Genomic DNA, 26248 nt, shown 5'->3' on the forward strand with positions numbered 1-26248 from the left:
ATGCTTAAAGGCAAGTAGCTGTTTCTGCTTGATTTGTATATAACCATAGAAACAATATACGGAGGTGAATAACATTGCGTAAATTCTCCTATCTACTCATACTGGCTGGGATACTTATCATGTTATATCCGACAGCTAACGAGTGGTACAACGACAGGCAGCAGGAGAAGTTATTAGAAACGGCTGAACTAAGCACTGCCGATAGTACTCCCCAGCCAGATCTGAAGAGCAGGTATGCTGAAGTTACTCAGCTGTTAGCAGAGGAATCGGTTCTGGATGCCCAGGCACAGCCCCAACCCCAAGAGACAGAAAAGCCTGAACCGGAGATTGCAGTCGGTGGCAAAGTAATCGCACTAATTGAAATCGATAAGATTGATTTGAAGCTGCCTGTATTAGAAGGGGCTACAAAAGCTAATATGAAACATGCTGCAGCCCATATGAAAGAAACGGCACCCCTTGGAGAGATCGGGAATGCTGCAATCGCGGCGCATCGGGCTAGAACTACGGGGCGTTTGTTTAACAGATTGAATGAGGTTGTTGTGGGGGATGTTATCACGGTAAAGACTAGTGATCAGGTGTTTAACTATGAGGTATACGATATTTCTGTTGTAGATCCGAGTGATGTCTCCGTTCTTGACGGGAATGACAAGGATAAGATTCTTACTCTGATTACATGTGATCCGCTAGTGAATCCAACGCATCGGCTGATTGTTCATGCCAAATTAACAAAAGGAGAATAGTGAATGACAAGAAAACACAAATACCGGGAGATATTTATAAAATAATGGGTAATCTAGTAAATTAGGTCTTGTTCACAACTATAAATATGATAGTATTATACTATGAAAGCTAAACACGATAACGGCAAACCTTCCGAAAGGTAGGGACGCAAAGCTAAAGGGCCTTTTCCCAAAAGGATGGCAGCCAGCTACCGAATGAAGAGGCTTTTTTTGTTTGTTTCAAATGGATTCTATCAATTATATCTAGTAAAGCTAGAACAGATAGAGCTTATACGATAACGGCAAACCTATCGAAAGGTAGGGACGCAAAGCTAAAGGGCCTTCCCGAAAGGATGGCAGCCAGCTACCGAAAGGAGTTTTATCCGTGAAAAAGGTTTATTTTATGCTGGTGGCGTTGTTCGTCCTAATGACTTCAGTTCCGGTAAGTACAGCTCAAGCTGCAAGTGCAGATGCCAGTTGGTTGATTACATCCAAAGTGGCTCAAGGTGTTATTGGTATTAACTATGATATTCCGAAAGATAAAAGAATCAAACTCATGATCACCAAAGATAACAGCAGCTATACATATAACTTGTATGCTTCTGGACAAGCTGAGGACTTCCCTTTGCAACAAGGAAATGGGACTTATAAGGTTTCTGTTCTGGAGAATACAACCGGCAATAAATACAAAGCGTTATATTCCGAAGTAGTAGACGTAACCATGAGTGACTCGAATTCCGTATATTTGGGCTCCGTACAGAATGTGAAATGGAGTTCTTCTGATAAAGCGATTGTCAAAGCTAAACAATTAGTACAAGGCAAAACAACAGACGAAGAGAAAGTTAAAGCGATCTATAACTATGTAGTTGCGAATGTACAATATGATTACTCTCTTGCTAATAGTGTAACTACTGATTATATTCCAAGCATCGATAAGACATTGACTACTAAAAAAGGGATTTGCTATGATTACGCTTCTCTTTTTGCCGCAATGCTGCGGAGTGTAGATGTTCCTGCTAAGTTGGTAATGGGGAATACAAGCTACGTTACGCAATATCATGCCTGGAACGAAGTGTTGCTTAATGGGAAGTGGGTTACCATTGATACTACAGTGGATGCAGGACTTGCAAAGAGTGATAAGAAAACCGATTTAATTAAAGCCTCAAGCAAATATACTGCGGCAAAATACTATTAAGTTCGTCGCTAGAAACATAACTCTATTAAATAAACAACTAGCTTAATTATTAAGCTAGTTGTTTATTTTTATATTAGGGGTTGCTTTTCTATTAATAGTTGGGGTATTATAGGTAAGCGTTGTTAGACAGCGTACAGGCGATACAGACGAGGCTGATAAAAAGCTTCGAAAAATAAAGCTTGCATTTCTGAAGACAACATGATATATTATAAGAGTTGCTGCTGAGACATTAAACGGCGCCAACAAGAACTTGATCTTTGAAAACTGAACAACGAGTGAGTAGGAAATCACGTAAGTGAAATCCAAAATTAGAGAATTAATTTTCTCGTCAGATGTTTCAAAATGAGCATATCGCTCTTTTCAATACTAATTGGAGAGTTTGATCCTGGCTCAGGACGAACGCTGGCGGCGTGCCTAATACATGCAAGTCGAGCGGAGTTACTTTGAAAGCTTGCTTTCAAAGTAACTTAGCGGCGGACGGGTGAGTAACACGTAGGCAACCTGCCCTTCAGACTGGGATAACTACCGGAAACGGTAGCTAATACCGGATAATTTCTTTTTTCTCCTGAGAGAAGAATGAAAGACGGAGCAATCTGTCACTGAGGGATGGGCCTGCGGCGCATTAGCTAGTTGGTGGGGTAACGGCCCACCAAGGCGACGATGCGTAGCCGACCTGAGAGGGTGAACGGCCACACTGGGACTGAGACACGGCCCAGACTCCTACGGGAGGCAGCAGTAGGGAATCTTCCGCAATGGGCGAAAGCCTGACGGAGCAACGCCGCGTGAGTGATGAAGGTTTTCGGATCGTAAAGCTCTGTTGCCAGGGAAGAACGTCCGGTAGAGTAACTGCTACCGGAGTGACGGTACCTGAGAAGAAAGCCCCGGCTAACTACGTGCCAGCAGCCGCGGTAATACGTAGGGGGCAAGCGTTGTCCGGAATTATTGGGCGTAAAGCGCGCGCAGGCGGCTATTTAAGTCTGGTGTTTAAACCTTGGGCTCAACCTGAGGTCGCACTGGAAACTGGGTGGCTTGAGTACAGAAGAGGAAAGTGGAATTCCACGTGTAGCGGTGAAATGCGTAGATATGTGGAGGAACACCAGTGGCGAAGGCGACTTTCTGGGCTGTAACTGACGCTGAGGCGCGAAAGCGTGGGGAGCAAACAGGATTAGATACCCTGGTAGTCCACGCCGTAAACGATGAGTGCTAGGTGTTAGGGGTTTCGATACCCTTGGTGCCGAAGTTAACACAGTAAGCACTCCGCCTGGGGAGTACGGTCGCAAGACTGAAACTCAAAGGAATTGACGGGGACCCGCACAAGCAGTGGAGTATGTGGTTTAATTCGAAGCAACGCGAAGAACCTTACCAGGTCTTGACATCCCTCTGAATCCACTAGAGATAGTGGCGGCCTTCGGGACAGAGGAGACAGGTGGTGCATGGTTGTCGTCAGCTCGTGTCGTGAGATGTTGGGTTAAGTCCCGCAACGAGCGCAACCCTTAACTTTAGTTGCCAGCAAGTAATGTTGGGCACTCTAGAGTGACTGCCGGTGACAAACCGGAGGAAGGTGGGGATGACGTCAAATCATCATGCCCCTTATGACCTGGGCTACACACGTACTACAATGGCCGGTACAACGGGAAGCGAAGCCGCGAGGTGGAGCCAATCCCATCAAAGCCGGTCTCAGTTCGGATTGCAGGCTGCAACTCGCCTGCATGAAGTCGGAATTGCTAGTAATCGCGGATCAGCATGCCGCGGTGAATACGTTCCCGGGTCTTGTACACACCGCCCGTCACACCACGAGAGTTTACAACACCCGAAGTCGGTGGGGTAACCCGCAAGGGAGCCAGCCGCCGAAGGTGGGGTAGATGATTGGGGTGAAGTCGTAACAAGGTAGCCGTATCGGAAGGTGCGGCTGGATCACCTCCTTTCTATGGAGAATCGTTCTCTGCAATGAGGACATTCAAATCGGAAGCTCAGCTTCCAAAACTCAGGTTTAGGCCTGTTACTCACTCGTTGCTCAGTTTTGAGAGTTTAAGCTCTCAAGTAAGACTTGATCCTTGAAAACTGGATACCGAAACGAATTTGCGTTTTAGAACATCTTTTAGCAACTTGTGCAAACAAGTAAATGTTATTAGTGAGATGATTCCAAAGAGAATGTCATCGTATGATATTTTCCTGCGGAAGAATCAAGGTTAAGCTAATAAGAGCACACGGAGGATGCCTAGGCGCCAGGAGCCGACGAAGGACGTGGCGAACAACGAAACTGCCTCGGGGAGCTGTAAGCAAGCTTTGATCCGGGGGTGTCCGAATGGGGAAACCCAGCTGTGGTAATTCGCAGTTACTCATACCTGAATACATAGGGTGTGTAGAGGCAGACCAGGGGAACTGAAACATCTAAGTACCCTGAGGAAGAGAAAACAATAGTGATTCCGTCAGTAGCGGCGAGCGAACGCGGAACAGCCTAAACCTAAGAGCTTGCTCTTAGGGGTTGTGGGACGTCTCACATGGAGTTACAAAGGAATATGGTAGGTGAAGAGGTCTGGAAAGGCCCGCGATAGAGGTAAAAGCCCTGTAGCCTAAACTGTATTCTCTCCGAGACGGATCCCGAGTAGTGCGGGGCACGTGAAACCCCGTATGAATCCAGCAGGACCATCTGCTAAGGCTAAATACTACCTGGCGACCGATAGTGAAACAGTACCGTGAGGGAAAGGTGAAAAGCACCCCGGAAGGGGAGTGAAATAGAACCTGAAACCGTGTGCTTACAAAAAGTCAGAGCCCTATTAATGGGTGATGGCGTGCCTTTTGTAGAATGAACCGGCGAGTTACGTTTAACATGCAAGGTTAAGCCGAGAAGGTGGAGCCGCAGCGAAAGCGAGTCTGAATAGGGCGAATTAGTATGTGGACGTAGACCCGAAACCGTGTGATCTACCCCTGTCCAGGGTGAAGGTGCGGTAACACGCACTGGAGGCCCGAACCCACGTACGTTGAAAAGTGCGGGGATGAGGTGGGGGTAGCGGAGAAATTCCAATCGAACTCGGAGATAGCTGGTTCTCCCCGAAATAGCTTTAGGGCTAGCCTCGGTATAAGAGTAGTGGAGGTAGAGCACTGATTGGGTGCGGGGTCCGCAAGGATTACCAAGCTCAGTCAAACTCCGAATGCCATATACTTATTGCCGGGAGTCAGACAGTGAGTGCTAAGATCCATTGTCAAAAGGGAAACAGCCCAGACCATCAGCTAAGGTCCCCAAGTGTGTGTTAAGTGGGAAAGGATGTGGAGTTGCACAGACAACCAGGATGTTGGCTTAGAAGCAGCCACCATTGAAAGAGTGCGTAATAGCTCACTGGTCGAGTGACTCTGCGCCGAAAATGTAACGGGGCTAAACACACCACCGAAGCTATGGCTAGATACGTATGTATCTGGGGTAGGGGAGCGTTGTGTAGGGGTTGAAGGTGTACTGAAAAGAGCGCTGGACACTACACAAGTGAGAATGCCGGTATGAGTAACGAAAAGATCAGTGAGAATCTGATCCGCCGAAAGCCCAAGGTTTCCTGAGGAAGGCTCGTCCGCTCAGGGTAAGTCGGGACCTAAGGCGAGGCCGAAAGGCGTAGTCGAAGGACAACAGTTTGAAATTACTGTACCACCGTAATCCGCTATGAGCGATGGGGTGACGCAGGAGGGTAGTGACGCGGACTGATGGATGTCCGTCTAAGCAGTGAGGCTGATGTGTAGGCAAATCCGCACATCATTAAGGCTGGGCTGTGATGGGGAGCGAAAATTATAGTAGCGAAGGTCATGATCTCACACTGCCAAGAAAAGCCTCTAGCCAGGAGAAGGTGCCCGTACCGCAAACCGACACAGGTAGGCGAGAAGAGAATTCTAAGGCGCGCGGAAGAACTCTCGTTAAGGAACTCGGCAAAATGACCCCGTAACTTCGGGAGAAGGGGTGCCCCGGTAGTGTGAATAGCACGAGGGGGCCGCAGTGAAAAGGCCCAAGCGACTGTTTAGCAAAAACACAGGTCTGTGCGAAGCCGCAAGGCGAAGTATACGGGCTGACGCCTGCCCGGTGCTGGAAGGTTAAGGGGAGTGGTTAGGGGTAACCCGAAGCTATGAACCGAAGCCCCAGTAAACGGCGGCCGTAACTATAACGGTCCTAAGGTAGCGAAATTCCTTGTCAGGTAAATTCTGACCCGCACGAATGGCGTAACGACTTGGGCGCTGTCTCAACGAGAGATCCGGTGAAATTTTAATACCTGTGAAGATGCAGGTTACCCGCGACAAGACGGAAAGACCCCATGGAGCTTTACTGCAGCTTGATATTGAATTTGGGTACGATCTGTACAGGATAGGTGGGAGCCGTAGAAATCGGAGCGCAAGCTTCGGTGGAGGCGCCGTTGGGATACCACCCTGATCGTATCTAGGTTCTAACCTAGTACCCTTATCGGGTACGGGGACCGTGTCAGGCGGGCAGTTTGACTGGGGCGGTCGCCTCCTAAAGAGTAACGGAGGCGTTCCAAGGTTCCCTCAGAATGGTTGGAAATCATTCGCAGAGTGCAAAGGCATAAGGGAGCTTGACTGCGAGACCTACAAGTCGAGCAGGGACGAAAGTCGGACTTAGTGATCCGGTGGTACCGCATGGAAGGGCCATCGCTCAACGGATAAAAGCTACCCTGGGGATAACAGGCTTATCTCCCCCAAGAGTCCACATCGACGGGGAGGTTTGGCACCTCGATGTCGGCTCATCGCATCCTGGGGCTGAAGTAGGTCCCAAGGGTTGGGCTGTTCGCCCATTAAAGCGGTACGCGAGCTGGGTTCAGAACGTCGTGAGACAGTTCGGTCCCTATCTGTCGTGGGCGCAGGAAATTTGAGAGGAGCTGTCCTTAGTACGAGAGGACCGGGATGGACGTACCGCTGGTGCACCAGTTGTTCCGCCAGGAGCATGGCTGGGTAGCTACGTACGGACGGGATAAGCGCTGAAAGCATCTAAGCGTGAAGCCCCCCTCAAGATGAGATTTCCCAATTAGTAAGACCCCTTGAAGACGACGAGGTAGATAGGTTGGAGGTGGAAGTGCAGTAATGCATGGAGCTGACCAATACTAATCGGTCGAGGGCTTATCCTATACGTAGAATGCAGATTCGTTTCGGATTCAGTTTTCAGGCATCAAGCCTGAAATACGCTTAGAAATTCATTGTCACTTCTGTGATGAACTGAATTTCACGCGGCAGCGTCTGTTTCACAGATGCATGTTTGGTGGCGATAGCGGAGGGGTTCCACGCGTACCCATCCCGAACACGACCGTTAAGCCCTCCAGCGCCGATGGTACTTGGACCGAAGGGTCCTGGGAGAGTAGGACGTTGCCAAGCACACGAAGCCATTGTTGATTTATCAACAATGGCTTTTTTGTTCCCTTTATCGCTTAATTTAAATAATGTGGATAAGTTATGGGGAATTAACGAAATTATAAAAGTTACTAACATGTGGATGAAATAATAAAATATATTCAAAAATGAAAGTAGTCCCCAATTTATGTGGATAGAGCAGTGGTATATGTGGATACTTCAAGTAAATGCAAGGATATTTTGCATGGCAGGAGGATAAACAATGGACAACAGTAGCAATCTTGTGTGGATAGAAGATTTTTCTGTACATGCGAGCGACACGGATTATCGTTCGCAGGGTAAGTTATCCTTTATTCTGGATATCATGCAATGTGCGGCAGACTTCGCAGTGGGTAATTTGGGGATAAGTGTGGAAGAGATTCTGAATGCAGGAATGGGCTGGATGATGATTACGTTAGATCTTGATTTTAAGCGTATTCCCCGCCCTAATGATGTGCTTAGCGTACATACCTGGAGTAAAGGCACTAAAGGGGCACTGTGGCAACGGGATTATCGTATTTTCGATGCAGATCATATAGAAATCGCCACAGCACGATCCATATGGGCTTTAGTAGATATTGAGAAGAGAAGGATACTCAGACCGAATGCCCTTCCAGTTCAGGTTAAGCACTATAATGGCGATTTAGTAGGCGATATGCCTGTTAAGGTAACGATCCCTTCTGATATTACTATGGAAGAAGCTTATCGGTATCAGGTAAGATATAGTGGGCTTGACAGCAACGGACATTTGAATAATGCCCGATACGGGGATTTATGTTGTGATGCGCTCACTTTAGCGGAATGGGATAATGCAGAGTTCACACGCTTCCGGATTACTTATCTACAAGAAGCTAAGTTTGGGGATGAACTGACTATTTTACGTTCAGCTGTAACGGATGATGGTATATATGTACGCGGTCAGAATAGTGATACTGTATATTATGAAGCATGTATAGCGTTAAAAAGTGTCCAATAGTACGAAAAAGTAAGTAATTTATAAATATGGAATATTATTATAAAAGCGATTTCTCCGAACATCAATCGGGGCAATCGCTTTTTTTATTGAAAACGGATGATGTTTCTAACATATTTGGAAAATTTTTTTGAGCCTGTCACAATTAAAGGGATCACATTCGTTATATAGTTGTAGTCAATAACAAGGAGGTGATTCTTTGGAACGTCGCAGCCCCGGGGTCCAAGTGAATCAAACAATAATTGAAGAGGCTATCGATCAGGTACTTGCGGGTAACCGCGAAGCCTATAGAACTATAATACAAGCCTATGAAAGAAAGATTTATACGTATTGCTATTATATTTTGAGAAGTCATGAAGAAGCAGAGGATGCTGTGCAAGATATATTTGTAAAAGTGTATCAGGAACTCAGACGTTATGAGAAACGAGTCTCTTTTAGTGCATGGCTGTATAAAGTGGCCTATCATCATTGTCTGGATCAGGTTCGCAAACGCAAGCGAAGAAACCGTCTGTTGTCGCTATATAAAGAGCAGCAGCCCAAAGCCTATTATAATCCTAACGATGAGGAGCCATTGCAGAAGTTATTTATGGATGACCTGACAGCCGAAGAGAGCAATCTCCTGATTCTTAAGGTGGTTGAGCAGTACAGCTTTGAAGAAATGGGTCAGATTATGGATTGTAATTCAGCTACTTTACGCAAGAAATTTGAACGTCTACGCAAAAAATTAGTCCGGCAAAGAATGAATGAAGGAGGCAGCCCTCATGGAGAAATGGCAAGATCCAACTGAAAGTCAGAAGATGGAGCACATTCGTCAAACATTCCAAAATCATGAAATGCCGGTAGACAGTTTCAGCGATTCAATTATGAAGCGAATAGGAGACGAGGGAATGGAAAAACGAGCATCAAGAAAGAATGGAAATAAGTTTCTGAAAAAATCATTGGTGGCTGCCTCGGCAGCAGCAGTTTTGGGTGCGGGGATAATCGGTAGCGGATTTGTATCCCCGGTCATGGCTGAAACATTGAAGCAGATTCCTGTTGTAGGAAGTATTTTTAAGGGGATTGACGATAAAGGTCTAAATGCTGCTGAGGAAAAAGGATTATCTACTACCCCTAACCAAAGCGTTACCCATGATGGAGTGACCTTAAAGGTTACCGATGCCTATTATGACGGCTCGCGGTTGGCTTTTGCGATTGAACGGGAAGGCATTGATAATGATAAGATGATGGCTGAGATGATTATTGAACCGATTGAGTTCGATCCATCGCTAACAGAACAACATGCGAAAGTGACAATGAACCAGTCCGAAAAAGGGTTGTTGGGTTCAGCAGAAGTGAAATTGCCGAATGGGAAAAAACTGGAGAGCCAAATGTCATCTTTTGGTGATGTTGAGGGAAAAAAGAATGCTATTTTATACGATTACAGAAATCTAAATAATATAGAGGCTTTGGGGGATGAATTTGAATTAAGCATCAGTGTGCCGGTTACACAAATTGCAGAGCCTTTTGTAATCAAGGTGCCGGTGAAAAAAGTAACGGAAGGAATTATCAAGCTTGATCTGAACCAAACAAAAGAGGCAGAAGAATTCAGTTATACGATTACCAAGCTGGAATTAACTCCAGCCACAAGCAGATTACAGCTCAGCGAAGAAGGTAAAGCGCCAACTGTGAAAGAAAAGGATGGATACACAACCTCTGAAATGTTCTATGAAATTGTTGATGAACTAGGTAATGCGTTCTCATCGGGTGGGTCATTTAACTTGCCAGCTATAGTCTATCCTTTGGTAGATAAAGATTTCATACCGTTCGCGCAAACACCAAAGACAATTACAGTTAAGCCGTTTACTTACTCCATTGATGAAAATCATAAAGCATTAAGGGATGAAGAAGGAAAACAAGTAAAACATTATTATCCGGAGCTTGAACAAACGATTCAGGTGGAGCAAAAGTAACTATTAATCCCATAAGCAAAAAAAGCCCGTGTCTGCATAGCAGATACGGGCTTTTTATTAAAAGATAAGAATTTATAAGCTACACAACTATAATATCTTTATATTTCTAAGAGTAACGGTTGTCATCTATAAAAGACGACAATGTAGTCTCTATTTGTAAAAATTCTAACGGAATGTAGATTTCACTCACCGAGTTTTCGTTATCTGGTCCATGGTACAATTCACCATAATATTCTAATTCAAATGGAATGGACATCCTGTATTCTGTTTTCGGCAGCCAGATTCCGTAGATATATTTATAGGTAGAAGGGATATCACAAGAGCGGCCTTTATGGATGAATTTCAGATAACGTATGGGTGGTAAGATCTGAAGGGGGAAAGTCTGATTGTGGTCTGCTTTTATAGGACTAAGCTCGCAGGCACACATGATCGAAAACCCATTACTCTCATAGTCATCTGGCCAGAAGCCAAGCTGATAATATTTTTCAGGCTGTATTCTATCCGATATAGTGGCTACCTTATTGAAAAGCAAAGGCCAAGTATCAGAAATGACGGAGAAATCTAGGTCTACTTTAACTACGGGTCCTTGAAGTATAATTTCTCCGAAATCAACGAGCTGGGGGGAGAGATCACTATCAGAAAGGACTTGAAGTAGATCCTGTTCATATAGTCTAGGGAGCAAAGGGAGTTTCGTTTCAGTAAGTCTTTTTCGAACAAGAGAGGGAGTCGTGTGCAGCATTCTTTTGAAGGCACGGGTAAAGGTCTCATAGTTACTAAAGTTATAGTCTAATGAGATGTCCTGGAGTGAACGTTCTGGCATTCGATGAATGTCTAAGGCTGCTTCAGTGATTTTGCGTCTGGCTATATAGTCGCCGGGTGCTATCCCAGTGACTGCTTGAAATAGACGGGTGAAATGATAAAGGGAGTATCCCATTTCTTTGGAGAGGACAGCTACAGGAAGAAACGTGGTTAAGCGATCCTCAATGAGATCTAAGGCTTGAATGATTAGTTGGCGATTGTTCAAGAGATGTCCTCCCATAACAGTTAATAGAAATGGTGTCTAGCACGATTACTTCAATGATTTGCTGTCCAGTCGCCCCAAACAGCAGCCCAATCGGGAACTGTCACTTCCATTACGCGATCTGCACTAGGAAAATAGGCTTTGATGTCGAGAACCGGTGTGCCCGGATAGGCATCAAGCCCGGCCACCTCTACTATTCCAGAGTCTACATCGACAGACAGGATTGCTGCTACACTTAGCCCAATCGGATTAGGGCGAATAGGGGAACGGGAAGCGAATACTCCAGTTAAGGTCGCATCATAAGGAGGCTGAATCTGTGTAGTCTGCCGGAAATGATCCTCTGCAAACTCATGCAGCCACCAAAGCACTTGGCAATGACTAAACTGAGATAAACCTTTAAGCGCTGGTCTGAATTCCGGGTTGATTTCAAGCCGCAAATTATGTGCTGTACCTCTAACCGATCCTATAGATAATATATTATAGCTTTCTTGTTCATTCATTGACTATGACTCCTTTCGGGTATCAGATATGATCTAGTGTATAACAGAGGCATACGGTAAAGCCTGACGATATTTGCTAACATTCATTTAATGCTATAATGAAATTTGATGTGGAAAGGGGAGCATTATGAAGACATTAGTATTGGCGGAGAAGCCGTCTGTTGCACGCGAGATTGCACGGGTCATGGGATGTAATAATAAACAGAAGAGTTATATTGAAGGTCCAAAATATGTGGTTACCTGGGCGCTGGGTCATTTGGTCGGCCTGGCAGAGCCAGAGGATTATAATAAAAAGTTTGCAACTTGGGCCTTGGAGGATCTGCCGATTTTGCCGGAGAAGACTAAGCTGAAGGTGCTGCGGGAGACCAATCAGCAATACAAAGCTGTCCAGCATCTAATGAAGCGTCAGGACATTGAGGAGCTTATTGTTGCTACAGATGCTGCCCGTGAAGGGGAGCTGCTGGCTCGTTGGATTATGAATATGGCAGGGTGGAAAAAGCCATTCCGGCGGTTATGGATATCCTCGCAGACTGATAAGGCAATTAAAGAGGGATTTGCAAAACTCCGTCCGGGCCGGGAATTTGATCGGTTGTATGAATCTGCACGGTGCCGCGCAGAGGCGGATTGGATGATTGGACTGAATGTCACAAGAGCTTTGACCTGTAAGTTCGGTTCGCCGCTCTCAGCAGGACGGGTACAAACGCCGACATTAGGGATGATCATGGATCGTGAACAGGAGATTACGGGTTTCCGTTCCGTCGATTTTGAGACGCTGACTGCTGATTTTGGGGATTTCCAAGCGGCATGGCGGGCCAGTAACGGTGATGGTCGAATATTCGAAAAAGATAAGACAGCCAGCTTAAAGGATAAGCTTACAGGACGCAGCGGCCGTATTATTAAGGTACAGAAGAGTGAGAAAAGTGAACCTCATCCACTGGCTTATGATCTGACTGAACTGCAGCGTGATGCGAACCGGAAGTTCGGCTTCTCCGCGAAGCAGACCTCCAGTGTGCTGCAGCGGTTATATGAGCAGCATAAACTTGTCACATACCCGCGTACGGACAGTCGTTACTTAACTTCAGATATGACGGGCACACTCAAGGAAAGACTGGATAGTGTTGCGGTCGGTCCATATGCAGCGTTAGCACGTCCATTGCTGCGCAAGCAGCTGCCGATTACGAAGCGAATCGTGGATGACAGTAAAGTCAGTGATCACCACGCTATTATTCCTACAGAACAGACCGTATTGTTAAATGGTCTGAGTACTGAAGAACGTAAGTTGTATGATCTGATTGTGCGGCGTTTTATAAGCTTGTTCTATCCGCCAGCTCGTTATGATGCGGTAGCTGTAACCGTCAATGTGGAAGGCGAAAGCTTCCATGTCAAAGGGACGACAGTAAAAGATGCCGGCTGGCGCGAAGTATACGGCGGAGATATGAGTAGTGATGACGAGGAGGAATCTGCGGACGAGCCGGCAGCGGGCAGTGTAAAGCTGCCTGAGCTGCGCGAAGGGGCTGCTGTCACGATTGGCCGCTGTATGTTGCGTGCTGGCCGAACGCAGCCACCGAAGCGTTATAATGAAGCTTCGCTGTTGACGCAAATGGAGAAGCACGGCCTCGGAACCCCGGCTACACGCGCGGATATTATTGAGAAGCTGGTAAGCTCCGATACGATTGAGCGGCAAGGTAATCTCCTGCATCCGACAGGAAAAGGCAAGCAGTTAATCGAGCTGGTATCCACTCAGCTACGAACCCCGGATCTAACCGCACGTTGGGAAGCTGAGCTGGAGAAAATAGCGCGTGGTCAAGGCAAACCGGAGCTCTTTTTACAAGGTATCCGCGGTATGGCACAGGAATTGGTAACAGGTGTGAAAACTAGCGGAGCAGAATATAAGCCGCATAATGTCTCTAACAGTCATTGTCCGGAATGCGGTACAAGACTACTCGAGAAGAAGAGCAAACGAGGGAAGCTGCTGGTGTGTCCTGCAGATAACTGTGGCTACACCCGTGCAGGTGAGAAAAGACTATCGAATCGCCGCTGCCCACAGTGCCATAAGAAAATGGAGCTTAAAGAGGGTAAAGCAGGCATGTTCGTACAATGTCTAGGCTGTGGAATCACAGAGACCTTAGATAAGGATCACAAGCATGTTAATAAACGTGAACAGCAAAAGCTGGTGCAGCAATACAGCAAGCAGGAAAGCATTGGTTCTAACCTTGGGGAACTGCTGAAAGCAGCGCTTGAAGGACAAAAGAAGGATAAGTAGTAGGAATCATCGGATGGTTAGCTTCAATTAAAACGAATGATTAGAATAATGAAGGCTGCTGAGTGTGCTCAGTAGTCTTTTTTCTATCCTAGTAAGTTTATGTGGTCTACGGATAGGCTTTGAATTAGAATGGAAAGCAAATGAGTGGAGCAGGTGATTAGGTGGCAGCTGAGCAGCAGGCGAATCCGTTGAAAGCGGCAGATCGCCCACAGGGGCAAGGAAGCAGCAGGTTTTTCTTTTTGGTTATTGTATTTATGTTTTGGTTCTCTTCTTATATTTATGTGCCGGTGCTTTCACCATATGTTGAGCATTTGGGAGCATCGTATTTTATGGTGGGCATGGTGCTTGGGATATATGGGTTAATGCAGATTCTATTCCGTATACCCATTGGCATCGGTTCAGATTATTTAAATAGGCGGCGGCCGTTTATCTATCTGGGATTAATTGCGAGTGGAGTCAGCTGTTTTCTTTTTATGTGGGGAGCACAGCCGGGTTGGGCGTTGGCAGCACGTGCGGTATCCGGGATAGCAGCATCGGCATGGGTTGTGTACTCTGTAATGTTCGCAGGATATTTTCCAAAAGAGGAAGCTGGAAAAGCGATGGGCATGCTGCAATTCACTACAGTAATCGCCCAATTGACCAGCATGATGATCAGCGGCTATATGGTAGAGCATTGGGGCTGGAATGCCCCCTTCCTGATTGGTGGAATTGTAGCTATTGCGGCACTAATACTTGCGCTTCGGTTACCGGAACAAAAGCAGGAAAAACGGCAAAATGCCATACAGATCAAGGAACTGGCTGGTGTCGTAAAGGAACCTCTGCTGGTAAGAGTATCACTGTTGTCTGTGCTGGCGCACTGTGTGCTATTTATAACGATGTTCGGATATACTCCGAACCAGGCGCTGAATATCGGAGCAAGCAAAGAAAGCTTGGGCTGGCTAACACTCGCTTTTATGATTCCGCATGCCATCGCAACGCTCTACGGCTCACGTCTGTTTGGAGGGCTGCTGGGTGATAGAGGGAAGCTTATGCTAGGCTTTGCGGGAAGCGCACTGTTTACGCTGCTCATTCCTTCTATGCCGACGTTAGCGGCGCTTTGTCTGACTCAGGTGGGGAATGGTTTTATGCAGGGACTTATTTTTCCGCTGCTGTTGAGTAAATCCGTATCAGAAATAGATCCTTTTAAACGGGCTACAGCTATGGGCTTCTATCAGGCCGTTTATGCGATAGGGATGTCAGCAGGGCCATTCGTAGCAGGTTGGATGAGCTCTGTATATGGCTTGACCGGAGGATTCTGGTTAGGTGGAATTGCGGCGGTGTTGGCTACAATTTTATCCTGGGTATGGATGAAGGATACGAAGCAGAAGCAGCTAAAAGAAACTTAACAGACTTGGCACAGCGTGTAAGGATGATTGGTTTTTTGTGCAAAAGGGGAATATAATAGAGATAGGAAGCAAGGAGGAGGAGCCCGGGAGAATGGTCAAGGTTGTAATGTTGTGGTTTGTGGTAATTAATATAATCGGGTATGTAGTGATGTCCGAGGACAAGAACAAAGCCCGCAAAAGGCGGGAACGTGTACCTGAGAAAACACTTTTTCTGCTGGCAGCCATGGGCGGCGCACTAGGTGTGCTGATTGCCATGTACCGTAAGCGCCACAAGACGCGTCATACATCCTTCAGGATCGGAATTCCGCTTCTGCTGCTGCTGAATATCTTTTTGTACAGCTATTTTTTAAGATAATAGTCTTTAGGATTACAAACTAGAAAAAGAGGTGGCGTACATGTTATTCTCTAAAATTTTGCTAGCCTATGACGGTTCAAAGGCTTCTAATCAAGCATTGGAGCGCGCAATTGAACTCGCTAAAGTCACACCAGGTTCTATATTGCATGTCGTACACGCATTTGAATTCCCAAGATTTTTTATCGGAGAAGCTCTTGCACCACTACCAGCTTCAGTAAATAAAGAATATTATGATTTGGCAGTGCAGACAACCGAGGAAGTGAAGGGACGCCTTGAGGCTGAAGGCCTGAATGCTGAGGTTGAGCTTTTACAAGGATCTCCTGCGGAAGTGATTTTGAAATATGCTAAGGAAAATGCTATAGACATCATAGTTATCGGCAGCCGCGGGCTTGGCGGTATACGTGAATTTGTTCTGGGCAGTGTCAGCCATAATGTAGTACAAAGCGCTCGTATTCCAGTGCTGGTTGTAAAATAATATAGAGTTCAAAGGGACGCTGATAGCGTTCCTTTTTTTCAATTTAAGGCTGTACAGGTCTTAATCTGGAGCTTAAACACCATAGAGCGCTAGAGGTAGGAGCGTACGGAAAGAAGTACTTCTTCACAAAATATAAGGTTATTGAGAATTTAAATTCGCCCAAAAGCGAACATTTATTATGGTGATTTTACCAATGTTCGTGTTTGAGTTGACATCATGTGTAGGGGATTGTTAAACTGATGTCATGAAGAGCTCGTATAAAACCGGGAATATGGCCCGGAAGTTTCTACCCGGGAACCGTAAATTACCGGACTACGAGGAAATAGGATGCTAGAATGCGATAATGCAGTCCAGATAATGGAGTGATGCATTGTGCAGCTTTCCGCGCTTAATGCCAGTTTGGTGAGAGGCAAGCGGGAGTGTTTTTTCCTAATTCCTTTACTAGTCCGATCCTCCCGCAGCAAAATGCGTCTGGACATCGGGCTTTTTTAATATAAGGAATAAGTTACACGTAATACATCAACCTTATATTATTAAGGAAAACGATAGTCATCCCTGAAGGACGAGAATGTAGTCTCTGCTTGTTCGGATTTACAAGATAAAGATATCTCATACTAGTGATTGGAAGGTAGGTCGAATCATGTCTGTGCAGGTAGCTGTCATCATGGGTAGTAAGTCGGATTGGGATACGATGGAGCACGCTTGTGGGGTGCTGGAAGAGCTGGGATTGTCTTATGAGAAGAAGGTAGTATCCGCGCACCGTACACCGGACTTGATGTTCCGCTATGCGGAGGAAGCCGCAGGCCGCGGCATTCGCGTGATTATTGCAGGAGCAGGCGGCGCCGCGCATTTGCCGGGTATGGTGGCTGCAAAGACAATCCTGCCAGTGATTGGAGTGCCCGTGCAGTCGAAAGCACTTAATGGGCTGGACTCGCTGCTCTCCATCGTGCAGATGCCTGGAGGCATACCGGTAGCAACGGTAGCTATTGGTAAAGCAGGCGCTGTAAATGCGGGCCTGCTGGCCGCACAGATCATCGGAGCGTTCGACCCTGAAGTGCAGCAGCGTGTGCAGCTGCGTCGGGATGCGATTCGCGATGAAGTATTGGAAAGCAGCGACAGCTTATGAGGCCGGAGGAGCTGAAGCTGCAGGAGGCTGGCGGCGCAGCTTCGCCAGCTGCACAAGCGTCCGGTGCAGACACCGTCCGGACGCTGCTGCCCGGCTCGACCGTCGGCGTGCTCGGCGGCGGGCAGCTCGGGCGCATGATGGCGCTGGCCGGCAGCGCCATGGGGTACCGCTTCGTGGCGCTGGATCCTGCGCCGGATGCGCCGAGCGGTCAAGTTACGCCGCAGATTACGGCGGCGTATAACGACCGGGACGCGGCGCGGGAGCTGGCCCGCCGCTCGGACGTCATCACGTACGAGTTCGAGAACGTCGACGCGGGCGTAGCAGCGCTGCTGGCGGAAGAATCGTACGTGCCGCAGGGCAGCGCGCTGCTGTATACCACGCAGCATCGGCTGCGCGAAAAAGCCGCCATCGAGGCGGCGGGCGTTCCGGTCGCCCCGTACCGGAAGGTGGACAGCCTTGCGGAGCTAAAAGAGGCGGCGGCTGAACTTGGACTACCTTGTGTGCTCAAGACAGCCACAGGCGGTTATGACGGCAAGGGTCAAGCTGTGATTCGTCAGGAAGAAGAGCTGGAAGAAGCTTTCCGGCAGGTTGCACCCGGTGAGGTGATTCCGGAGCTGGTGCTTGAGAAGTTTGTAGCTTTTCAATGCGAAATATCCGTTGTTGCTGCACGTAGTGCATCTGGGGAGGTCAAAAGCTTCCCGCCTTCTGAGAACATTCATGTAAACAATATTTTGCATCTGTCCATTGTGCCTGCAAGAGTGTCAGCGGACATTCAGCGCAGAGCTTGCGAGCTGGCTGAGACTTTAATCGCAGGGCTGAATGCGGTTGGACTGCTTGCCGTGGAAATGTTCGTCACAGCGGACGGTGAATTGTTCGTCAATGAGCTGGCACCAAGACCGCATAATTCCGGCCATTACACCATGGATGCTTGCGTGACCTCACAGTTCGAGCAGCATGTCCGGGCGATTTGTAATCTGCCGCTGGGCGATACAACGCTTTTGACACCTGTAGTTATGGTAAATGTATTAGGTCAGCATTTGGATGGTGCGATTAAAGCGACCTGTACACATGAGGAAAAAGATAATAAGCTGGGTATTGTACCTAAGCTTCATATATATGGCAAGACTGAGAGTAAGACTGGTCGTAAGATGGGTCATATCAATCTGCTGTGCAAGGATACCGGAGACGGCTTATCCTGGGTGGAGCAATCTAAACTTTGGAGGAACTAAAGAATATGATCGAACGTTACAGCAGACCCGAGATGCGGGCCATTTGGACTGAGGAGAATAAATTCAAAGCATGGCTGGAAGTGGAAATATGCGCTTGTGAAGCATGGGCGGAGCTGGGAGTCATCCCACATGAAGACGCTGCTAAGCTGCGTAAGGATGCTAAATTCGACATCGCACGTATTGATGAAATCGAACAGGAAACACGTCATGACGTAATCGCCTTTACACGTGCGGTTTCCGAAAGCCTTGGCGCAGAACGCAAATGGGTACACTACGGCCTTACTTCCACAGATGTGGTGGATACAGCACTGGGTTACTTGCTGCGTCAAGCGAATGAGATTCTAGAGAAGGATATTATTAACTTCATTGAGATCCTTAAAGATAAAGCTATTGCTTATAAAGATACACCGATGATGGGCCGTACACATGGGGTTCATGCTGAGCCAACTACTTTTGGTCTGAAAATGGCATTGTGGTACGAAGAAATGAAACGTAACCTGGAGCGTTTCCGCCATGCTGCGAACGGTGTGCAATTTGGCAAAATCTCCGGAGCCGTTGGTACGTATGCCAACATCGATCCATTCGTAGAAGAATTTGTCTGCCGTAAGCTGGGTACAAGCCCTGCACCGATCTCGACACAAACTCTACAGCGCGACCGTCACGCTGAATATATGGCAGCTCTTGCTCTGGTAGCAACCTCGCTAGACAAATTCGCTACCGAAATCCGCGCTCTGCAAAAGAGTGAGATTCGCGAAGTAGAAGAAGCTTTTGCCAAAGGTCAAAAGGGTTCATCTGCTATGCCGCATAAACGGAATCCTATTGGCTGCGAGAATATTTCCGGTCTGTCCCGCGTGATTCGCGGACATATGGTTACAGCTTACGAGAACGTGCCGCTCTGGCATGAACGCGATATCTCGCACTCTTCAGTGGAGCGTATCATCCTTCCGGATGCAACAATGCTATTGAACTACATGCTGAACCGTTTCGGAAACATCGTGAAGAACCTGACTGTATTCCCAGAGAATATGAAGCGTAACATGAACCGTACCTTCGGCGTTCCTTTCTCTGGCCGGATCTTAACCAAGCTGATTGATAAAGGCTTCAGCCGCGAGCAAGCATACGACACTGTTCAACCACGTGCGATGCAAGCTTGGGAAGAGCAAAAGCAGTTCCGTGATATCGTGGAAGCTACACCTGAAATCACTAATGTCCTCACCCCAGAAGAGATTGAAGATGCATTTAACCCTTCTTGGCACCTTAAGCATGTGGATACCATCTTCCGCAAGCTAGAACTTATCTAAGAAAAGATAAGTTAGTGGTGAACTAAGGAGCTAGGAATAGTACGAGCGGTTAAGGTTGTGCAGAATTGAAATGCAACTGGTCGATAAGGAACGGAGAGAAATTTTGGAACTGTAGAAGCGTTAGCGTTCGCCTTTATCCTCGGATTTCTACCACGTGCAGTGGTTCAAATCAGGAAATCTGAGGATAACAGCGATCGGAAGTCCAAACATTCCTCGGAAGTGCTTCCTCCTAGACCAGCCCAACTTAGGAAGATCATTAGTTCAAGGGAGGAAAGGTCATGACATCATCGGCCGTATCCACAGCCGTGGAACTCATCAATGCGCCGCTGCTCTACAAAGGGAAGGTTCGTGAGCTATACGATTTAGGGGAAAATGTACTGATCGTAGTTACGGATCGGATATCTGCTTTTGACTATGTGCTGGACCCGGCGGTCCCTGAAAAGGGCAATGTGCTTAACCGTCTGAGTGCGTTCTGGTTCGGACAGACTAAAGAGCTGATGGAGAATCATGTCGTTCATATCGATGTGGATCTGCTCGGCGACGTAGTTAAGGACAAAGAGGCTCTCAGAAACCGTGTCATGGTGGTACGCAAAGCGGAGCGTATTGATATCGAATGCGTAGTGCGTGGATGCATCACTGGCGGCGGCTGGAGACAGTATCAAGAAACCGGCAAGGTAAATGGTATTGAACTTCCTGCTAACCTCCGCAAAAACGCGCTGCTGGCAGAACCGATTTTTACTCCTGCGGCTAAAAATGATGTAGGTCACGATGAGGATATTCCGTTTGAGAAAATGCAGGAATTAATCGGAGCTGATCTGGCGCTTGAGCTGCAGGAAAAGAGCTTAAAGCTGTTCGCTTTTGCTAGAGAGTATTGTGCTGAGCGTGGGATCATTCTTGCGGACTGCAAATTCGAATTCGGCTTGTTGGACGGTAAGGTGATTCTGATCGATGAGATTTTTACACCGGATGCTTCCCGCTTCTGGGCTAAGGATAAATACGCGCTTGATATTGAAATTGATAGTATGGATAAAGAGCCTGTTCGTACGTATCTATCTGCATCTTCCTGGGACAAGAATAGTAAACCTGATCCGCTCCCACTGGAAGTAGTAGAAGAAACTACACGGCGTTATCTGGACATTTATCATCGTCTTACTGGCAAGTCTTTATAGTTCAACATAGTGTGTGCACTCATGGGAATAAATTCAGTATATATTTTTGAAGCTAAATGTACTCATTGTAGAATTTCAGTTTCAGAGGGTATGCTCATTAAAATTTAGGAGGAACTACAAGCATATGTTAAAAGCGACGGTATATGTCACCATAAAGAAAAGCGTTCTTGATCCACAAGGGGTAGCAGTACAAGGAGCACTTCATTCGGTAGGCTTCCAAGAAGTTGAAAGCTTGCGTATCGGGAAATATATGGAGCTGACTTTGGATACGGATAACCGTGCTGAAGCGGAAGTGCGTCTCAAGGAAATGTGCGAAAAGCTACTTGCCAACACGGTGATCGAGGATTACCGCTACGAATTGGAGGACTAAACGACATGAAATTTGCTGTACTTGTCTTCCCAGGCTCCAACTGTGATATTGATTGCTACAAGGCGGTAGAGGACAGTCTCGGCGAACCAGTCGATTATGTGTGGCATACAGCGACGGATTTGTCGGCGTATGATTGCATTTTGGTTCCAGGCGGATTCTCATATGGTGATTACCTGCGCTGTGGCGCGATTTCGAGATTTGCTCCTGTTATGGCGGAAGTTGCTAAAGCAGCAGAGCAAGGGAAATACGTGCTAGGCATTTGCAATGGGTTCCAAATTCTTACTGAGGCTGGTTTGCTGCCAGGTGCGCTTCGCCGCAACATGTCGATGAAGTTCCGCTGTCACGATACAGTGCTTAAGGTTGTTAATAATGAAACCCCATTTACTATTGACTATGCTAAAGATGAAGAAATCATCATCCCAATCGCACACGGTGAAGGAAACTACTACTGTGATGACGAGACTTTGGCAGAGCTGAAAGCTAACAATCAGATCGTGTTTACCTATAGCGATAATCCTAACGGCTCCGTAGCCGATATTGCGGGTGTTAGTAACGTACAAGGGAATGTGGTTGGCATGATGCCTCACCCTGAGCGCGCGGCTAATAGTTTACTTGGTTCAGAAGACGGCAAAAGAATGTTTACATCCATACTGAAGACTTGGAGGGATCGTCATGACGCAGCAAGTATCCGTTAAGGAACCGACCGCAGAACAGATTGCGGAGCAGAAAATTTACAGCCAGTTCGGTGTGTCGGACAGCGAATATGAGCTGATCAAGTCTTTTATGGGACGTTTGCCGAACTACACTGAAATCGGCGTATTCAGCGTAATGTGGTCCGAGCACTGTGCCTATAAGAACTCCAAACCCCTCCTGAAACGTTTCCCAATTTCCGGACCACGTGTCCTGATGGGACCTGGCGAGGGTGCAGGGATTGTAGATATCGGTGACAACCAAGCGGTTGTTTTCAAAATCGAAAGTCATAACCACCCTTCAGCGGTAGAACCTTTCCAAGGTGCGGCAACGGGTGTCGGCGGGATTATTCGTGATATTTTCTCCATGGGCTCCAGACCTATCGCAATCCTCAATTCACTACGTTTCGGGAAGCTGGAAAGTGATCGAGTGAAGTATTTGTTCGAACATGTAGTGTCTGGTATTGCTGGTTATGGTAACTGTATCGGGATTCCAACGGTTGGCGGCGAAATCATGTTTGATGATAGCTATGACGGCAATCCGCTAGTTAACGCAATGTGTGTGGGTCTGATCGATCATGACAAAATCCAACGTGGTGTAGCTAAGGGTGTAGGCAACCCTGTCTTCTATGTAGGCCCTCCTACAGGACGTGATGGAATTCATGGTGCTACTTTTGCATCGGTAGAGCTTAGTGAGGAATCAGAAGCTAAACGTACCGCAGTACAAGTCGGCGATCCATTTATGGAAAAGCTCGTTATGGAATCTTGTCTAGAACTGATCGACAGCGGCATCGTTATCGGGATTCAGGATATGGGTGCAGCTGGCCTTACATGCTCTAGTGCGGAGATGGCAAGTAAAGCAGGCAACGGTCTGGAGCTGTATCTTGATCAGGTGCCACAACGTGAAGAGGGCATGACGCCTTACGAAATGATGCTTTCAGAATCACAAGAACGGATGTTGTTCGTCGTTGAGCCGAAGGATGAGGCCCAGGCACAAGAGATTTTTGACCGCTGGGGTGTTATCTGCTGTAAAGTCGGTAAAGTTACGGATGATGGCCGCTTGAAATTGTATCATCACGGCGAGGTTGTTGGTGACATGCCAGTAACGGCGCTCGTGGATGAGTGTCCAGTATATAACAAACCTTCTGAGGTTCCTGCTTATTATATTGCGAATGAAAAGGTAGATACCCTTCGTTATGAGGAAGTTACGGATCTGGGCGGTGCATTGCGTACAGTACTTGGATCACCAACCGTAGCAAGTAAAGCATGGGTATACAATCAATACGATTACATGGTGCGGACGAGCACAGCTGTACGTCCTGGATCTGACGCGGCTGTAGTTACCATTCATGGTACTCGTAAAGGACTTGCGATGACTACAGACTGTAATGGCCGTTATGTTCATCTTGATCCTGAAGTGGGCGGACGTATTGCAGTCAGCGAAGCGGCACGTAACATCGTTTGTTCCGGTGCTGAACCGCTGGCCATCACGGATAATCTGAACTTCGGAAATCCTGAGAAGCCTGATGTGTTCTGGCAAATGGAGCGTGCGGTTGATGGTATGGCTGAAGCATGTCGTGTGCTGGATACTCCGGTTATCGGTGGTAATGTCAGTCTTTATAACGAAAATACTACGGGTTCCATCTATCCAACGCCGGTTGTCGGCATGGTTGGTTTAGTAGCGGACACGGATCATATTACGACTCAAGGGTTCAAGCAAGAAGGAGATTCTATTCTTCTGCTGGGAGTGACCAAGGCTGAGCTGGGCGGCAGTGAATTCCAATATGCTGTTCATGGTGTGACCGAGGGTCGTCCTCCGGCTTTGGATTTGGCTACTGAGAAAAAACTGCTGAACGCAGTCCTTACCTCAATTCGTGGCGGTCTGGTTCGTTCCGCACATGACTTGTCCGAAGGTGGACTTGCCGTAGCGCTTGCAGAGAGCTGTATCAGCGGCGGAATCGGAGCGAACGTTGAGCTTTCAGCTAACGCTCTTAGATCTGATGTAGCATTGTTCAGCGAAAGCCAATCACGCATTGTGCTGACAGCAGCTCCTGAACGTGCGGAAGAGCTGAAAGCAGCGATTGCAGCCAGCGGTGTTCCAGTGGAGATCATCGGAACTGTAGGTGGAGACAGACTGCGCGTAAATCTGGACGGTGTGTCCGCACTAGATGAAGCTGTAGCAGAATTGAAATTCGTTTGGGAGGATGCTATTCCATGTCTTATGAAATAAAGACCGGGAAAGAGCAGGAGACTCCTATCCTGTGGACTGGTGACTTTTACAATGAAGGAACGGGCTCGGGAGATATTTTTGACACATTAAAAGAAGAATGCGGCGTTTTCGGGGTCTTCGGACACCCGGAAGCGGCGTCCATGTCTTATTACGGCTTACACGCCTTACAACACCGTGGAGAAGAAAGTGCGGGAATCTGCGTAGCAGACGGTCGCGATTTCAACTATCACCGCGGGATGGGGTTAGTAAAAGAAGTATTCGACAAGGACAAAATTGCCTCATTGGTTGGAGACATGTCCATTGGGCATGTACGTTATTCCACTAGTGGAGACAGCCGTTTAACCAATGCGCAGCCGCTGGTATTTAAATATCGTGACGGCGATTTGGCAATTGCTACGAACGGCAACATAGTAAATGAACCGTTGATCCGCAAACAACTGGAGCAAAGCGGATCGATCTTTCAAACTACGAGTGATACAGAAGTGCTGGCGCATTTAATTGCCCGTTCGCCAAAGGATTTTGTTGAAGCGGCAAAAGATGCGCTGCAGCAGCTCGTTGGCGGGTTTGCTTTTCTGCTTATGACAAATGATAAGTTAATTGTCGCTTCAGATTCCCATGGCTTGCGTCCGCTAGTGATGGGACGGATTGGTGAAGCTTATATTTTTGCTTCCGAGTCCTGCGCATTAGAGGTCATTGGGGCACAGCTGGTTCGAGATATTGAGCCGGGCGAACTGCTAGTCCTCGACAAAAACGGTCTCTTGGAGGACCGTTTTACCGAACCCAAACGTAAAGCGCTGTGCGCGATGGAGTATATTTACTTCTCACGCCCAGACAGTGATATGAACGGTTCTAACCTGCACTCCGCCCGTAAGCGGATGGGTAGCCGCATGGCACTGGAAGCTTTTGTCGATGCTGATCTCGTAACCGGGGTGCCGGATTCCAGTATTTCAGCAGCCATCGGGTATGCCGAGCAAACGGGAATTCCTTATGAGCTTGGGCTCATTAAGAATAAGTACACTGGACGGACCTTCATCCAGCCGAGCCAAGAACTGCGTGAGCAAGGTGTGAAGATGAAGCTGAGCGCCGTGCGCAGTGTAGTTGATGGCAAACGTGTCGTTATGATCGATGATTCTATCGTTCGTGGCACGACCTCACGACGAATCGTCAATCTGCTTAGGGAAGCGGGAGCTGTTGAAGTGCATGTGCGGATTACTTCGCCACCGTTCAAGAATCCTTGCTTCTACGGCATTGATACACCAGACCGCCGAGACCTCATCGCGTCCTACAAGACCATTGAGGAAATGTGCGAAGAGATCAACGCCGATTCCTTGGCATTTTTGTCGCCGGAAGGCTTAATCTCTTCCATTGGTGGACACAACAAAGACGACTACAAAGGCGGACTTTGCCTTTCTTGCTTTGATAATGATTACCCGACGCAGGTGGATTTTGGCGGGGCAGAGAAAGATGGCTGCTCGTGTTGACATCCCCCTAAGTCCCCCTTTCAAAGGGGGATTCCGAAGGGCTCTGCCCTCCGGCCACCCGAAAGCTCGGCGGTAGGAATTGGGTTATAACTTGCTAAGAAGACTTGGGTACGAGTGCTCGCTTTGTCCCTGTGTGCTGCGCACGGACGGGACACGCTTTACGGCGCTCCGCCCCCCCGCTGCATCCGCCGCCGGTACTGGCTTGCCAAGCTTCCCTCTGTTTGCTTCGCAAATACGAGGGCCGCTTGTCTCGCTTAAGAAGGTGCATGGCGCAGCTCATGCACCGAGGTCTTGAGGTCCGTGTGCAAGGCGCGCACTGCGGCTTGCAGTAGGGACAAACCGGTGGTTGGAGGGAGTTATGGAGAGGAAGTTTGGAACTGTAGAAGCGTAGCGTTCGCCTTTATGGTTGGATTTCTACCGCGAAGAGCGGTTCGAATCAGGAAAT

General features: G+C 47.5%; 19 protein-coding genes, 3 rRNA genes and 3 riboswitches. Of the genes, 20 read left to right on the forward strand and 2 right to left on the reverse strand.

All coding sequences use genetic code 11. From position 1 onward, the window contains the following. Positions 1 to 74: 74 nt before the first annotated feature. The 8 genes from NST58_RS03665 (at position 75) to NST58_RS03700 (ending at position 10209) form a co-directional block, all read left to right on the forward strand. Positions 75 to 740: a class D sortase gene (locus tag NST58_RS03665; protein ID WP_254848855.1), complete on the forward strand. Its 666-nt coding sequence runs from the start codon at positions 75 to 77 to the stop codon at positions 738 to 740. A 113-nt stretch (positions 741 to 853) separates the two neighbouring features. Beyond that, a riboswitch (cyclic di-GMP riboswitch) is annotated at positions 854 to 936 on the forward strand. Between the two features lie 74 nt (positions 937 to 1010). Further along, a riboswitch (cyclic di-GMP riboswitch) is annotated at positions 1011 to 1091 on the forward strand. Positions 1092 to 1104: 13 nt separating this feature from the next. Next, positions 1105 to 1914 carry a transglutaminase-like domain-containing protein gene (locus tag NST58_RS03670; protein ID WP_038568647.1) on the forward strand — a complete coding sequence of 270 codons (810 nt, stop codon included), beginning with the start codon at positions 1105 to 1107 and terminating at the stop codon, positions 1912 to 1914. Positions 1915 to 2281: 367 nt separating this feature from the next. Next, a 16S ribosomal RNA gene (locus tag NST58_RS03675) occupies positions 2282 to 3839 on the forward strand. A 262-nt stretch (positions 3840 to 4101) separates the two neighbouring features. Continuing rightward, positions 4102 to 7028 (forward strand): 23S ribosomal RNA (locus NST58_RS03680). A gap of 127 nt (positions 7029 to 7155) precedes the next feature. Next, a 5S ribosomal RNA gene (gene rrf, locus NST58_RS03685) occupies positions 7156 to 7272 on the forward strand. Together the 16S, 23S and 5S rRNA genes form the textbook arrangement of a ribosomal RNA operon. Positions 7273 to 7510: 238 nt before the next feature. Further along, positions 7511 to 8263, forward strand: coding sequence for an acyl-ACP thioesterase domain-containing protein (locus NST58_RS03690; RefSeq protein ID WP_339246276.1), 753 nt, complete (start codon positions 7511 to 7513; stop codon positions 8261 to 8263). 196 nt (positions 8264 to 8459) lie between these two features. Further along, positions 8460 to 9047, forward strand: coding sequence for an RNA polymerase sigma factor (locus tag NST58_RS03695; RefSeq protein WP_076128449.1), 588 nt, complete (start codon positions 8460 to 8462; stop codon positions 9045 to 9047). Further along, positions 9022 to 10209, forward strand: a complete 1188-nt coding sequence (locus tag NST58_RS03700) for a DUF4179 domain-containing protein (RefSeq protein WP_339246279.1) — start codon at positions 9022 to 9024, stop codon at positions 10207 to 10209. Before NST58_RS03695 ends, NST58_RS03700 begins: the two co-directional genes overlap by 26 nt. A 106-nt stretch (positions 10210 to 10315) precedes the next feature. Here NST58_RS03700 and NST58_RS03705 read toward each other — a convergent pair whose 3' ends face one another. Beyond that, positions 10316 to 11233, reverse strand: a complete 918-nt coding sequence (locus NST58_RS03705; RefSeq protein ID WP_339246281.1) for an AraC family transcriptional regulator — start codon at positions 11231 to 11233, stop codon at positions 10316 to 10318. A 50-nt stretch (positions 11234 to 11283) separates the two neighbouring features. After that, a complete protein-coding gene (gene tsaA / locus NST58_RS03710) occupies positions 11284 to 11730 on the reverse strand; it encodes a tRNA (N6-threonylcarbamoyladenosine(37)-N6)-methyltransferase TrmO (protein ID WP_076148050.1) in 447 nt (148 codons plus the stop codon). 127 nt (positions 11731 to 11857) lie between these two features. Between tsaA and NST58_RS03715 the strand changes: the two genes are divergently transcribed. The 12 genes from NST58_RS03715 to purF all read left to right on the forward strand — a co-directional run bounded on the left by NST58_RS03715 (position 11858) and on the right by purF (position 25803). Then, the gene (locus NST58_RS03715; protein ID WP_339246282.1) at positions 11858 to 13993 is read left to right on the forward strand and encodes a DNA topoisomerase 3; all 2136 of its coding nucleotides are present in this window, start codon (positions 11858 to 11860) and stop codon (positions 13991 to 13993) included. A gap of 161 nt (positions 13994 to 14154) precedes the next feature. Further along, positions 14155 to 15378: an MFS transporter gene (locus tag NST58_RS03720; protein WP_081393633.1), complete on the forward strand. Its 1224-nt coding sequence runs from the start codon at positions 14155 to 14157 to the stop codon at positions 15376 to 15378. Between the two features lie 91 nt (positions 15379 to 15469). Then, positions 15470 to 15733 (forward strand): DUF1294 domain-containing protein, encoded by a 264-nt coding sequence (locus NST58_RS03725; protein WP_036680925.1) that lies wholly within the window; start codon positions 15470 to 15472, stop codon positions 15731 to 15733. Between the two features lie 40 nt (positions 15734 to 15773). Then, a complete protein-coding gene (locus NST58_RS03730) occupies positions 15774 to 16208 on the forward strand; it encodes a universal stress protein (protein ID WP_036680923.1) in 435 nt (144 codons plus the stop codon). A gap of 233 nt (positions 16209 to 16441) precedes the next feature. Then, positions 16442 to 16543, forward strand: a riboswitch (purine riboswitch). Between the two features lie 305 nt (positions 16544 to 16848). Next, the gene (purE, locus tag NST58_RS03735) at positions 16849 to 17334 is read left to right on the forward strand and encodes a 5-(carboxyamino)imidazole ribonucleotide mutase (protein WP_036680920.1); all 486 of its coding nucleotides are present in this window, start codon (positions 16849 to 16851) and stop codon (positions 17332 to 17334) included. Then, positions 17331 to 18563 (forward strand): 5-(carboxyamino)imidazole ribonucleotide synthase, encoded by a 1233-nt coding sequence (purK, locus tag NST58_RS03740; RefSeq protein WP_076309277.1) that lies wholly within the window; start codon positions 17331 to 17333, stop codon positions 18561 to 18563. The genes purE and purK overlap by 4 nt, the downstream gene beginning before the upstream one ends. A gap of 5 nt (positions 18564 to 18568) precedes the next feature. Beyond that, on the forward strand, positions 18569 to 19864 hold the full coding sequence (purB, locus tag NST58_RS03745) for an adenylosuccinate lyase (protein ID WP_036680917.1): 1296 nt from the start codon (positions 18569 to 18571) through the stop codon (positions 19862 to 19864). A gap of 278 nt (positions 19865 to 20142) precedes the next feature. Continuing rightward, positions 20143 to 21033, forward strand: a complete 891-nt coding sequence (locus NST58_RS03750; protein WP_076279486.1) for a phosphoribosylaminoimidazolesuccinocarboxamide synthase — start codon at positions 20143 to 20145, stop codon at positions 21031 to 21033. A 124-nt stretch (positions 21034 to 21157) separates the two neighbouring features. Further along, positions 21158 to 21403, forward strand: a complete 246-nt coding sequence (purS, locus tag NST58_RS03755; RefSeq protein WP_036680912.1) for a phosphoribosylformylglycinamidine synthase subunit PurS — start codon at positions 21158 to 21160, stop codon at positions 21401 to 21403. 5 nt (positions 21404 to 21408) lie between these two features. Beyond that, the gene (gene purQ / locus NST58_RS03760; protein WP_036680909.1) at positions 21409 to 22098 is read left to right on the forward strand and encodes a phosphoribosylformylglycinamidine synthase subunit PurQ; all 690 of its coding nucleotides are present in this window, start codon (positions 21409 to 21411) and stop codon (positions 22096 to 22098) included. Then, positions 22076 to 24322: a phosphoribosylformylglycinamidine synthase subunit PurL gene (purL, locus tag NST58_RS03765; protein WP_076282750.1), complete on the forward strand. Its 2247-nt coding sequence runs from the start codon at positions 22076 to 22078 to the stop codon at positions 24320 to 24322. The genes purQ and purL overlap by 23 nt, the downstream gene beginning before the upstream one ends. Then, a complete protein-coding gene (gene purF, locus NST58_RS03770) occupies positions 24307 to 25803 on the forward strand; it encodes an amidophosphoribosyltransferase (protein WP_036680905.1) in 1497 nt (498 codons plus the stop codon). Before purL ends, purF begins: the two co-directional genes overlap by 16 nt. Positions 25804 to 26248 lie beyond the last annotated feature (445 nt).

It is taken from the genome of Paenibacillus sp. FSL R10-2796, from assembly GCF_037965315.1.
Lineage (GTDB): Bacteria > Bacillota > Bacilli > Paenibacillales > Paenibacillaceae > Paenibacillus_AQ > Paenibacillus_AQ odorifer.